The sequence below is a fragment of the Burkholderia sp. AW49-1 genome, assembly GCF_053427845.1.
In genome coordinates, this window is the sequence record NZ_JBSAXF010000039.1 from 35507 (window position 1) to 47283 (window position 11777).

General features: G+C 56.7%; 13 protein-coding genes and 1 tRNA gene. All 14 read left to right on the top strand.

The genetic code is table 11. The annotated features are described in order from the left end of the window. The first annotated feature begins 54 nt into the window (after positions 1-54). The 14 genes from ACV22W_RS30750 (at position 55) to ACV22W_RS30815 (ending at position 11492) form a co-directional block, all read left to right on the top strand. On the top strand, positions 55-900 hold the full coding sequence (locus ACV22W_RS30750) for a ParB/RepB/Spo0J family partition protein (RefSeq protein ID WP_448023171.1): 846 nt from the start codon (positions 55-57) through the stop codon (positions 898-900). Continuing rightward, positions 897-1904 (top strand): helix-turn-helix domain-containing protein, encoded by a 1008-nt coding sequence (locus tag ACV22W_RS30755; protein ID WP_448023172.1) that lies wholly within the window; start codon positions 897-899, stop codon positions 1902-1904. The genes ACV22W_RS30750 and ACV22W_RS30755 overlap by 4 nt, the downstream gene beginning before the upstream one ends. 169 nt (positions 1905-2073) lie before the next feature. Then, positions 2074-2637, top strand: a complete 564-nt coding sequence (locus ACV22W_RS30760) for a hypothetical protein (RefSeq protein ID WP_448023173.1) — start codon at positions 2074-2076, stop codon at positions 2635-2637. After that, complete coding sequence (locus ACV22W_RS30765; protein WP_448023174.1) at positions 2637-2969, top strand: hypothetical protein; 333 nt, start codon at positions 2637-2639, stop codon at positions 2967-2969. Before ACV22W_RS30760 ends, ACV22W_RS30765 begins: the two co-directional genes overlap by 1 nt. Next, the gene (locus ACV22W_RS30770; protein WP_448023175.1) at positions 2966-3409 is read left to right on the top strand and encodes a nuclease domain-containing protein; all 444 of its coding nucleotides are present in this window, start codon (positions 2966-2968) and stop codon (positions 3407-3409) included. Before ACV22W_RS30765 ends, ACV22W_RS30770 begins: the two co-directional genes overlap by 4 nt. A gap of 62 nt (positions 3410-3471) precedes the next feature. After that, the gene (locus ACV22W_RS30775) at positions 3472-3744 is read left to right on the top strand and encodes a hypothetical protein (protein ID WP_448023176.1); all 273 of its coding nucleotides are present in this window, start codon (positions 3472-3474) and stop codon (positions 3742-3744) included. Next, positions 3741-3989: a phage portal protein gene (locus ACV22W_RS30780; RefSeq protein WP_448023177.1), complete on the top strand. Its 249-nt coding sequence runs from the start codon at positions 3741-3743 to the stop codon at positions 3987-3989. The genes ACV22W_RS30775 and ACV22W_RS30780 overlap by 4 nt, the downstream gene beginning before the upstream one ends. A 44-nt stretch (positions 3990-4033) precedes the next feature. Further along, positions 4034-4495, top strand: a complete 462-nt coding sequence (locus tag ACV22W_RS30785) for a hypothetical protein (protein WP_448023178.1) — start codon at positions 4034-4036, stop codon at positions 4493-4495. 451 nt (positions 4496-4946) lie between these two features. Continuing rightward, positions 4947-7754, top strand: coding sequence for a type VI secretion system Vgr family protein (locus ACV22W_RS30790; RefSeq protein ID WP_448023179.1), 2808 nt, complete (start codon positions 4947-4949; stop codon positions 7752-7754). Between the two features lie 43 nt (positions 7755-7797). After that, complete coding sequence (locus ACV22W_RS30795) at positions 7798-9294, top strand: N-acetylmuramidase family protein (protein ID WP_448023180.1); 1497 nt, start codon at positions 7798-7800, stop codon at positions 9292-9294. Continuing rightward, positions 9278-9961 (top strand): hypothetical protein, encoded by a 684-nt coding sequence (locus ACV22W_RS30800; protein ID WP_448023181.1) that lies wholly within the window; start codon positions 9278-9280, stop codon positions 9959-9961. Before ACV22W_RS30795 ends, ACV22W_RS30800 begins: the two co-directional genes overlap by 17 nt. A 184-nt stretch (positions 9962-10145) precedes the next feature. After that, positions 10146-10733 (top strand): hypothetical protein, encoded by a 588-nt coding sequence (locus ACV22W_RS30805; RefSeq protein ID WP_448023182.1) that lies wholly within the window; start codon positions 10146-10148, stop codon positions 10731-10733. Between the two features lie 233 nt (positions 10734-10966). Then, positions 10967-11266: an H-NS histone family protein gene (locus tag ACV22W_RS30810; protein ID WP_448023183.1), complete on the top strand. Its 300-nt coding sequence runs from the start codon at positions 10967-10969 to the stop codon at positions 11264-11266. A 149-nt stretch (positions 11267-11415) separates the two neighbouring features. Further along, positions 11416-11492 (top strand) — tRNA-Met (locus ACV22W_RS30815). Positions 11493-11777 lie beyond the last annotated feature (285 nt).

An 11777-nucleotide genomic window follows, 5' to 3' on the forward strand; every position in this document is an offset into this window, starting at 1 on the left:
GCGCGTTTGAATCTCTCGACGGCTCCGTGCCGTGCGGTCACTGAGGATCCACAAATGGAAAAGAACTCCATCGACGCCTACGGCGCGGCCGGTAAGAGCAACGTGCTCTTCTTCGATCCGGACACGCTGATGCTCGTCACCGACCCGAATCATCCGCTGTTCGATCGGCGCGCACTGCTGCCGTATGACGAAGCGATGGTGCGCAACATCCGTCATCGTGGCGTGCTTGAAACGATCCTGGTCCATAAGGATCCTGAGACCGGCGAGGTGATCGTCGTCGACAGTCGACGTCGCGTGATTGCCGCGCGCGAGGCGAATCGCCGCCTCCGGGATGAAGGCCTGCCGCTGATCATGGTGCCGGCTCTGCCGAAGCGCGGGAAGCAGGCGGAGTTGGCTGGGATGATGGTGGCGACGAACGAGCATCGCGAACACGACAGCCCGATCAACCGCGCCGAGAAGATGCAGCGCCTGCGCGATCTCGGATACGACGACGAGCAGATCGCTGCGGAATTTCGTGTTGAGCCGCCGACGGTCGCTGCGTCGTTGCGCCTGCTCGATTGCACGGCGGCCGTGCGCGACGCGCTCGAAGCTGACCAGATTACGGTATCTCATGCGCTGCGCCTAGCGAAGCTGCCGCCTGACCAGCAGCGCGAGAAAGTGAAGATCGTCATCGCCGCGGCAGAGGGTAAGGACGGTCACGAAAAGGCCCGCGCGCAGAAAGCCGCACTGACCGGCGACGCACCTCCACGCGTGCGCACGCGTAAGCAGATTACGGCCGAACTGGCGAGCGCGACTGGCGAGCGCGCGAAGGCGCTGCGCTGGGTTCTCAATCTGGCCGAGGCCGAGCAGATCGTGGATCCCACTGATTCCCGGCGGATGTCGATCGACGAGGCGGCATGAGCATCAAGGTCCAAACGATGGTTTGGGATCGGTATCCGGGCGCGGACCATGAGCTGTTGCTCGCCCTGAAGCTGGCCGACTACTGCGACGACAACGGGGAGCACATCTTTCCCAGCATCGAAAAGCTGGCGGAAAAGACGCGCCGCTCAGTCCGTGCCGTGCAGTATCAGATCAAGAGCATGGTCGAGCACGGGTGGTTGATCTTGGTGGCCAATGCAGGCGGCGGCCGTGGTCGTGCCTGCGAATACCGCATCAATCCCGACTGGATAAACGGTGCAGAGATTGCACCCATTTCCGCTGGCCCAAAGGGTGCAAAGAATGCACCCAATGGAAAGGGTGCAACGAGCGACAAAAAGGGTGCAACGGACGACGTAAAGGGTGCAATGGGTTTCGCAAAAGGGTGCAATGGGTTGCACCCGATTCACCATGAACCACCACAGGACCCGTCAGAGAACCACCAAGGCGCACGACGTGCGCCACGAGTTGCGTTGCATGTCGAGCTGCGTTCGATCGAATTGCCCGACTGGCTGGCGTTCGAGGACTGGGACATGTGGTGCGAACACCGTGAGGCGAAGCACAAGGACGCGCCGTGGACTCGCCCGGCGGCAACCGTATCGATCCGAAAGCTGACGAAGCTGCGATCGCTCGGGCAAGACCCGAAGGCCTGCATCGAAGAAGCCGTGCTGCGTGGCTGGACAGGCCTGTTTCCGCTGAAAGGCGATGTGGCTGCAACGTCGTCGGGCTCCGATACCACGATCGCTCCGGACTGGTGGAAGACGGCGCCTGGCATTCGCAAACTCGGTAATCAGCTCGGCATCGAAGAGAAGCCGAACCAGGTCTTCGAGCAGTACAAGGCGAAGGTGTTCAAGGCGGCCGGGCCGGGCGAATGGATGGAAGACATGCTGAGCACGGTCAGCCGCGAGAGCGAAGAGCGCTACGAATCCCTGTACGCCTATTTCAACGACATTCCGCGCGAACAGGTCGCGCAGCAGGCAGCGGAATGACGGCCGGCGAGTGTCTGGAGCGGTTCATGGCTGCAGTGCGGGACGCTCGGGCTGACAGGAACAGCAAGGCGCACGCGCTCATCACGTCAGTGCGCGAACGCTTTGGGGACACGGCAGCTGAGACAGCACGCCGGGAGTTGAGGAATTACGTGGATAGCGACAGGAAGGCATGACGAAACGAACCACTTGGCCGATGCGCGTTGATGCGGGTACGACGAAGGTCGGCGCAGCGCGTGTGCGCGACGACTCGCGTTCGAAGATGACCGCGGCGCAGAAGGCCGTGTTTGATGCGACGGGGAACCGACCGCAGGTCGACGCCGGTTTCGACGACATCAGTGACGGAATCGGTGCGGCGCCGGTCGCAACGCCGGCTTACCGCCAGTCTGACGCCAAGGCCCGCATGCAAGCGCTTGGACGTCTGAAGGCAGGCGAGATGAACAAGACCGAGGAACGCTATGCCAAGCACCTGGAGTCGCGCAAGCAGGCCGGAGAAATCGCCTGGTATCGGTTTGAAGGCATCAAGTTCCGGCTCGCCAACAACACGTTCTACACGCCGGACTTCGCCGTGATGCTCGTCAACGGCCAGCTCGAGGCGCATGAGGTCAAGGGGCACTGGCAAGACGATGCGCGCGTGAAGGTGAAGGTCGCCGCGGACCAGTACCCGGTCCGATTCCTCGCGGTTACGGCCGGTCGTGCAAGGGACGGTGGCGGTTGGCAAGTGGAGGACTTCTGATGAGCGGCGAAAAGATGAGCTTCACGCAACGCTGCATCTGTGAGCGTCTTGGAGAGAATCCCGGCATTACGTTACGGGCGCTTTCATCGCAGCTCCGATCCACGCCTGACAGCATGAAGCGCACTGTGAACCGTCTGATTGCTACCGGGTATATCAGGCTCGGGCGGCGGGGCAGGAAGGGCTACGAGTTGCATCTCACTGGGAAGGCGTTCCCTGCATCGATCGAGGTGATGCCGGCCGACAAGCGCCGCCACTTCGCGTTCGAAGTTGGAATTGCCGCGGTCATTCCGGCAATTCGCGCGATGGTCGACGTTGGGCGAGCGTCGGCATGAAGCGCTCAGGATTCAAGCCGCGCACGAAGCCGATGTCGCGAGGGTCATGGTCACGGAAAAGTTCGCCGTTGCCGGGACCAGCCCCGCAGCAGGTGAAGAAGAGACGCCGCCCGAGGCGGCCGACCGTCGCAGAAGGCCTGAAGTATCTCGAGGCTTGTCGCGGCGAGCCGTGTTACCTGCGCGTGCCAGGCCTTTGCAGGCGAAATCCGATCGACGAAACCGTGGTGCCGTGCCACTCGAACCAATCGCGCCATGGAAAGGCTGGGGCGATGAAGGCGAAAAACGAATTCACGGTTCCAGGCTGCGGCGCCTGCCACGCGTGGATCGATCAGAACCGCGTTGGCACACCCAAGCAAGTCAAGTTCGATGTGTGGGATCGGGCATACGAGGAATGGGCGCCAGTGCGTGCCCGAAAGATGGGAGAAGCAAATTGCCAGTGAGGATGTGGGTGCATATCCCGGCGGGGATGCGTAGCACACCCCGTAAGCGCGGCATGGGGGCGATGGTCATCACCGAGATCACGCGAAAGATCGACGCGACGGTATTTCGGCTGGCGCGCATTCCGACCGTCAAGCGGCAATTGGTAACGGCGGTGGAAGCGGACGTGTTCATTCCGGAGATGTACCGAACGCATATCGCGAAGGGCGATCCGCGCTGGGTTGCGCCGGGCGTGTTCCGAACGAAGCTGTATTGGTTAGACAACCAGAAGTCGCGCGTGCTCGGTCAGTTTCTCGCGAGTGGCGCACTCGAAATCGACCTGAGGGATGAGGCATGAGTGCTGCTGCGTGCATCTTGTACACCGACGTGCCCGAGCGATTGCTCACCTCAGCGATTCGCCACCGCGACGGAGTAACTCACGCCGATCTCATCGCGTTCGACGAATGCCCGTTCAGCGGGGAGATCACCGAAACAGAACACGGCACTCAAATTTCATTTCCGTGGCCGCGCAACCGGACGATGCGACATGCGATCGGCGACTGGCTGACGCACTACGGAATCAACTTCACGGTCGTCATGTAACGACGAATGACCCGCTTCTCAAGAGAATCGAAAACAGGAACAACATGACGATCGACGAAAGCAACCAGATCGAGGAGCTTCTGGACGAGTGGTACGCATGGCAGGCGGGGTACACACCGAGACTCGGCTACGGGCGAGTCGACCCGACATGCCGTGGCTTCTCTGAATCGGATCGCGCGGTTTCGGCTGACGAGCGCGCAGAAGAGGCCGATCGCAAGGCTGCCAAGCGACGTGCCGAACAAATAGACCTTTGCGTCGACGCACTGCCTTGGCAAGAGCGTGCGGCGATTCAGCGTCATATGAAGGCTAAGACAGTCGCTGCGATGAACCGAGCTTGCGCTGCGTCTGTTTGGCATGATGCGAGGGCGTATGGACAGCAGGACATGCATGTGTTGTATCAGCAGGCTAAGCGCTCCATCTGCATGATACTTCGGCGGCGAGGAATGCTGTCAGCATTGCCATCGCGGCCCCTTCTTGGTCACGGGGAGACAGGAAATGGATCCTGAAGTCCCGCGCACAACTCGTGGAACTTTGTCTTCTTCTCCTGTGGACGTCATGCTCATACTGGGAGATCGCTACGACAACGAAAATCTGGCAAGGCTGTGACAAGTTTGCGAGGGCCCGGCGGGACATCGATATCATTAACCCCCGAATCTTTCTAATGCATTACGAATTATGCGGAAAACGCTCAACAATTCCTCGTTTCGTCTCTAGATAAAGCATCAACGATTGTTAGAAACCGGGTCTCAGAGGCCGTTTCATCCGATTTTGGATAGAATCGCGCGAGCGACTGTTCGTCGCATTGGCTGACCGTCGCCGGCGTTGCGTCTTTGGCGGTCGAACCTGAGAGACAAGGAACAAAAAATGGTTCTTCCACCCGTCGGTTCCGCCGGATCGCAGGCAACCACGCTATACGAGTCGATACATCGGGGCTTGATGCAGCACGAGCGACTGCTCATGTTCCGTTCCCAATTGGGGGCGCAGACCCTCATCCCCGTGCGAGCAAAGGGTTGGTCTAGAGTCGGGCGAGGTTATCGGTGGGTGGTCGACGTCGTATCGCTGCGGGACGATATCGACAATCTGGAGCTCGAGCACCAGCCAGTCACGCTGTTTGTCCAGCAGACCTCAGCGCCTTTTGCAGAATCAACTTATCGGCCGATTCATGGCTTCGTACATAAATTTCATACGCTCGGGCAAGACGGAAATCTGACCGTTTACCAAATTGAATTCGAGTCGGCGCTGTTCTTTCTTGGCAAGGCGAGCAAGAACGACCAATGGTTCAACAAAAGCGCGCAGGACATTCTCTCTGAATTACTGAGTGCTTACCCTCAACTTGCCGGGCGAGTCCGCTTCGCTCTGACGGACGAGCCACGCGTGAGGTCGTACACCCGCCAGAGTGAATCGGATCTGAACTTCTTCCATCGGATTCTCGAGGACGAGGGATGGTACTTCTATTTCGAGCATGCGCCCGTCCAATACGAAGAGGATCCGCGTGTGTCGACACTCGTTGTCGTCGACCGGCTTTCTGCCTTACCTGAAGCGAAACCGATCGAATTTTGCAATGCTGCAATCGGCGGCGAGATAGATGGCTTTACGCAATGGGCAGTGACGCAGACGGCCCAAAGCCTCGCGTACGCGACGACGTCCTTCAATTACAAGAATCCTCAACAGAGTTACTCTGTGCGCAGCGATCTTGGCGACAGCGCGATCACGTACATGACGGAAGAGAGACGTCAGCAAGTGAAGCGCGAAATCCCGTATGCGCCGATGATCGTACGCGAAGCCCTGTCGTATGCCTATCCGACCTCGAACGAAGGGCAGCGACGCGCCTCCAACCGCACTCAGGCTTGGACTTCTGCAGCTCGCCGATATATCGGCCTCGGGGGTGTGCGGTGGCTCGATGCTGGTTCCCGCTTCACCCTCGAACATCATGCACGACACATGACGGTCGATCCGAACCTTCGAGAGTTCATGGTCGTCGAGGTTGAGTGGTTCATTGAAAACAATGTGCCGCTATCCAATCACGCCGCGACGTATCCACTGAGTTTACAGAGCACGTTGTCGGACCTGCGTCGGGAGTACGGCAGTCAGTTCGGCTCACGAGCCAATCCCGTCGACGGCCTGGCCGGCGTCTACTTGGTAAAAGTGGAATCGCAGCGCACCAACGTCGAGTATCGCAGTCCGTTCGAGCATAAGAAGCCGCTGATGCATGCCGAGCACGCGCTCGTAAGCGGTCCCGACAACGAAGAAGCATGGGCAGACGAGCGCAATCGCATTTTCGTGGTCTATCCGTGGGACCAGCGTAGCGGAACTGACGTCACGCAAACATCGCCGCCGCTGCTAGTGATGCAGGCTGACACCGGATATGGATACGGTGGCGTGCATGTGCCACGCAAAGACGAGTGGGTGCTGGTCGACTATTTCCAAGGTGATTGCGATCGACCGTATGTACTAGGGCGTCTGCCGTCCCAGACAACGCCGCCACAATGGCATACCAACGTTCTGCTGTCTGGTCTCATGTCGAATGGGTTCGGCAAGAGCGGCGCATACAATGCGTTCGTGCACGATGATTCGACGCATCAAGGTGCTACGCGACTGACCACTTACACAGGTAAGGTCGGAAACAGCTACAGCCTGTATCACCAAGGGGTTCTGATCGACCATGCCGGCAATAACAATGCTCGAGGCCGATACCTCGGTAAAGGAACATTGCTGCATACCGATGATTATCTCGGTATGCGGGCGAATCGCGGTGCATATATCGGCACGCATCCGAAGGCGCACAACGATGATCAGCTCGACGTCAAGGAAGCGCAAGGCCAATTGATCGGCGCGGAGAGCATTATTGAGGCGCTTTCGAATGTCGGCGTTCAGCACCATGCAGACAGCCTGAAGGAGAGCCACGATTCGCTCAAGCTGTTCACTGATGCCACCCAGCAGTCTGATACACCGGAAGCTGGGGGCGGCCGCACGGCCGGTGGCGGGACAGGTAGCGCGAATGCGTTCAAGAAGGCGATTTTGCTTCTCGCCAGCCCATTCGGCGTCGGTACGTCTACGCAAGACTCGTTGCACATGACGGCAGATCGCCATATCAATTTGGTCAGTGGCCTCAACACCCACATCGGATCAGCAGGAGCATTCATCGTCAATGCCGCCAAGGCGATTGGGATGTTCTCGCAGACGGCGATCAGGCTGTTCACCAAGGGGCCTGTGCAGATCCAATCCCATGACGCAAATGTCGAGGTGATCGCCAAAGCGGTTCTCAAACTGCTAGCGCAAGGCGACATCGAGATCGCCGCGGGTGGAAAGCTGGTGCTCACGGCAGGCGGTGCATCGATCACGCTTGAAGGCGGCAATATCCGCGGGCACGCTCCGGGGACCGTTGAGTTCAAGGGCGCGCAGCATTCGTTCAGTGGGCCGGCGACAATGCGCTATTCCGTTCCGCCGCTTCCGGTGAGTACTCTGCCGCAGAACCTTACTCACGAATATACGCAGAGTTTCGACATATCGTCGGTTATTGCAAATCTCGGCGTCGGGGAAGCGCTACACGCGCAGACTTATCGCATTTATCTACCTGACGGAACGCTTCAACAGCAGGGCGGGCTACTCGATGGTGAAACAGCGACCGTCCGCACGCCGACGTCAACAAAGGTGAAGTGTGAGATCGGTGGCGGCGACTGGCACGCGATTGAAGATGCTTACGATCATGATGAACTGGACGACGACGAGATAGAAGACTCGGACGGCGGGCAACAGGAATCTTAACTGATTCAACATTCGACCTTAGCAAAATCGATAAGGAGAAGTAGTGTCGAACGCAAAACCAGCTGACGCGCCTGCCCCGAAGGCCAAGCCTGAACCCGCGGCCTCCGTCAAAGTGACCGTGCTTTTCCGCGACGTGCTGCAAAAGCCCATCGAAGGTCTTTTCGTGCAGTTGAAAGCTGCCAAGAACACACCGCCGGCGACTCCGTGGCAAACCGGTGTCGACCCTGCGACGGTTCACGATGTGGCTCCCGCGACGAACAACGCGGCGGGAGCGGCACCCGCGCAAACACCATCGGATGGCAAAGGCGAACCGACATCCCCACCGTCGCCGCCAATTTCCGACAACAAGACGGAAGCGACCACCGACAAGGATGGGTTCGCAGTGACGATCACAAATGCAGCTCGCAACCAGCCGATCGATGTTTTTGTGAAAAACCGTCGAGGGGAATACGCATGGAAAGCACAGATTGTACCCAAAAAAGATATTAGCGCTTTTACCATTGTCAGTCCCGAATATCATCTGGATGCCACCACTAAACTGACGCCGAAAGACGAATTTGAACAGAATCTCGATCTTCCTGTTGTGAAAGAAGGGGAGGTCATGACGATCGAGCGATTGATTAAGGAATTTGGTCAGTACATCGCATGGACGCAAAAGGTCACCGAGCAAGGCAAGGTGAGCAAGGACTTTCCCAAGAAAAATAAAGAAGTCACTATTGATCCAAAGTCTCACAAGAAGAAGACTAAGATTACGATTGAGCATCACTATAAAGTGGTGGATACCGGCAAGCCGCGTACCGTAGCATTTAGTGTTTTTGGTTCGCGGTTGAGTTACCCCAAACCGGAGTTCTTTTCTGATTCGCAGTATCAGCGTATGGCAAGTGAACTTAATGTAGAAGTCGCCGCCATTAAAGCGCTGGTTCAACAAGAATCTCAAGGTCATCCATTTTTGGAAAATGGACTCCCGCCTATACTTTATGAGCGGCGACATTTCTTCGACCTCTCCGTAAAGAAGCGCGACAAGGAGGCAGAGGAAAAGGAAAGAGAGGCGGAAAAGAAGGCGGCGGATTCGAAGGGAGAAAAGGCGAACGGTGCGCCAAAAAAGAAGACGCATCCGCCCAAAAAAAAGGGGCCTCCCGAAAATCCCTATCCAAAATTTCCTGATCTTTGCTTCCCGCACGGAGATCAATACGGCGGAGGCAACCTTAACCAATATGAGAAGCTGGTTCGCGCAGCAGCTCTAGATTTTGATGTCGCCATACAATCGTGCTCTTGGGGTGGATTTCAGATTCTTGGGGAGTATTATTCATCCTGCGGGTGTGCAACGCCAGCCGAGTTCGCCGATAAATTTATGTCTGGAACGGACGGGCAAATGGAGATATTTATAGCATTCATGAAAAAAGAGAAGAGCGCTGGTGTTGATGGGTTGAAAAATCACAATTGGGAGCAGGTGGCAACATCATATAATGGCGGAAGCTGGCGCACGAAGAACCCTGATTATGCTAACAATCTCAAAAAATTCTATGAACAATTCAAGTAAATCAATTGCGCTGTTATTTGTCGCATCGTTGTCGGCGCCATTGTGTTTTGCTGGTGAGGCCATAATATTTGATCAGCCGGGTCTGATCGGATTCCGCGATGGAAGCTCAGTCTCCGGCCTCTATGATTCACGGAATGCGAAGTTTTCTTGTAGCTTCTTGTTCACGGAAGATCGGGGTAAATTGGATGCCAAAAACGTCGACGACTATATCGCTACGCCATTGCTGACTTTTGTCCTCGGTGAAAAATCACCGAATTTTGTGGACCGAAACAAAGCATTCGACATCAAAGCGAACTTATATCGGCGTGACGATGAGTGGGTTATACAAACCGAAGCCGGTCAAGCTGGGTGCGAAAATGCGACAGGAACTTTCACCTTTAGCCCTAAAGACTATCGGTCAGTCAGCTATCGAGTAACTCAACAAGTACCTGCGATCGGGATTCGGATCGCGAAGAGTAAAACAACTTTTTACGATAATCGTGATGGAAAATTTGTTGCGAGAAAGTCCTATCTTGTCTATGGAGATGGAGTGGTTGCATTAAAGACGCAAGGTGATTTTTCATACATTCGTTACGTTGGTGCCGGGCCGAGGAATGAGGGGCGCGTTACGTTTGGATGGGTGCGGACGGCGGATTTGGTTGATCCGTTTCCAAAAAGCGCGGAATGAAAGCGACGCTGAAGACGGTTACTCGGAGGTCTCACTGGTTGTGGGAGGGCCAAGCGTGTTATCTCGTGGCATCCACGATTCCCGGTGCTATTCACCAAGTTGAATGAGCGCGACAAGGACGAGTACAAAAAGATGAAGGCCGGTCAGAGCAAAGAGCGTCGATGGACCTACTCAGATATTTGTTATGCCGATCACATTCTCGGAAACTAAGTGGTGGTTGTGTGCGGCGGCGCTTTCGATTGCCGCAAGCGCGTTCGCAGAGACCGCAGCACCTAACTCGATCCGGCTATCAAATGGCCGTGAGATGCAACAGGACGGTAAGCACTTGGTCGAGGTCGATGTTGGACACCATCGCTCGGCGACGGTGCAATTGCCGCCGGCACTTCGTCGGGCCGTAGCTTCTGCATCGAGTATTGGGTTCCCATCGGCGAGCTCGAAGGTCGTCGACGGGAAGGAATTCGTATTGGTTGTTGTGAACCAGTCGTCCAGCAACAATCCGATGGGCTTCTGCGGCTCGGGACAGGAGGGCACTCTCTACGTCCTCCAAGTGAAGGGAAATGTGGCCGCTTCGAAGTATGCGATGCCCGTGCAAAGCTGTTTGAATAGCGTGTCGCTCGACACTGACGTGAACAATCGCTCACCGTACCTCGCGATCGAATGGCTAGACGGCCCGCCCGGTTTCAAGATTGCATGGACCAATATCGACGATGCTGGTCCCGTCACCCGAGAGTATCGCTACAACGGCAGTACATTCGTCGAAAGCAAGAAGTAGTTTTCGTCGAGACCGGCTGGAAAAACTTCTGCGACTTCGTCGCCAGTGAGCGGAGTAGCTCGGTCTGATCGACGAGCTCACTTGCGATCAGGTGTCGTACCTCTGAAAGTTGTGCGGTTTCCTGCGGGTAACCGAGGTTTCCATTGGAATCCCCACTCGCATGATTTCTATGCGCCTCCTTCGCTTAAGTCAAAACGACTATCATATGCATAACACAACGATCGGAGGAATGCATGGCGACCTACAAGGAACTGAAAGCCCGAGCGGAAGCATTGGCCGAGAAAGCAGAGGCTGCGCGCCTAGCTGAGGTTCAAGCTATTGTTGATGACATCCGTGCCAAGGTCGCGGAGTACGGCATTACTGAGAAGGACATCTTTGGGGTGCGTCGCGGTCAGTCTGCAAAGCACGCGAAGTCCCCGACGGAGGCGAAGTACCGCGATCCGAAGACTGGCGCAACCTGGTCGGGCCGCGGCCGCGCGCCGGCTTGGATCAAGGATGCCAAGAATCGGAATCGCTTCCTGATCGAAGGGTAAATCTCATTGGCAATATGGGGTTGTAAACTCGCTCGCTTTTCGTTATATTGACGAGGTCGGGCGCGAGGTGCGCCCAAGCGAAGCCCGCAAGCGAAAGCAAGCGGGCTTTTTTGTTTGCAACAATGCGTCAGTTCGCCTACAATCCCGGCCGCGGGGTGGAGCAGTCTGGCAGCTCGTCGGGCTCATAACCCGAAGGTCATAGGTTCAAATCCTATCCCCGCAACCAACACTGAAGCCCGCTCTGCGACAGCAAGCGGGCTTTTTGCTTTGTGCCATCGCGTGATCGAGTTGCGTTTGAGGCGGGGTGCAAGTTAGAGACCGAAGATGACTCGAGAGGCTTGCCAGGTTGGCTGGGCATTGGCCCGAGTTGCTACGGCCGCCTGACCATGTCGGCTGGATCTGTTAGTTCGAATCTCATCACCCGACCATTTATAGAAGCCCGCAAGGTGAAAGCCTCGCGGGCTTTTTCGTTTGTTCGTCCAATCCGCACGAGGTACGTCAATGCCCGCCC

Bases quoted from the DNA above. Each gene is read 5' to 3' on its own strand.
- ACV22W_RS30750 (WP_448023171.1), top strand. From the start codon at position 55: ATGGAAAAGAACTCCATCGACGCCTACGGCGCGGCCGGTAAGAGCAAC.
- ACV22W_RS30755 (WP_448023172.1), top strand. From the start codon at position 897: ATGAGCATCAAGGTCCAAACGATGGTTTGGGATCGGTATCCGGGCGCG.
- ACV22W_RS30760 (WP_448023173.1), top strand. From the start codon at position 2,074: ATGACGAAACGAACCACTTGGCCGATGCGCGTTGATGCGGGTACGACG.
- ACV22W_RS30765 (WP_448023174.1), top strand. From the start codon at position 2,637: ATGAGCGGCGAAAAGATGAGCTTCACGCAACGCTGCATCTGTGAGCGT.
- ACV22W_RS30770 (WP_448023175.1), top strand. From the start codon at position 2,966: ATGAAGCGCTCAGGATTCAAGCCGCGCACGAAGCCGATGTCGCGAGGG.
- ACV22W_RS30775 (WP_448023176.1), top strand. From the start codon at position 3,472: ATGGTCATCACCGAGATCACGCGAAAGATCGACGCGACGGTATTTCGG.
- ACV22W_RS30780 (WP_448023177.1), top strand. From the start codon at position 3,741: ATGAGTGCTGCTGCGTGCATCTTGTACACCGACGTGCCCGAGCGATTG.
- ACV22W_RS30785 (WP_448023178.1), top strand. From the start codon at position 4,034: ATGACGATCGACGAAAGCAACCAGATCGAGGAGCTTCTGGACGAGTGG.
- ACV22W_RS30790 (WP_448023179.1), top strand. From the start codon at position 4,947: ATGTTCCGTTCCCAATTGGGGGCGCAGACCCTCATCCCCGTGCGAGCA.
- ACV22W_RS30800 (WP_448023181.1), top strand. From the start codon at position 9,278: ATGAACAATTCAAGTAAATCAATTGCGCTGTTATTTGTCGCATCGTTG.
- ACV22W_RS30805 (WP_448023182.1), top strand. From the start codon at position 10,146: ATGCCGATCACATTCTCGGAAACTAAGTGGTGGTTGTGTGCGGCGGCG.
- ACV22W_RS30810 (WP_448023183.1), top strand. From the start codon at position 10,967: ATGGCGACCTACAAGGAACTGAAAGCCCGAGCGGAAGCATTGGCCGAG.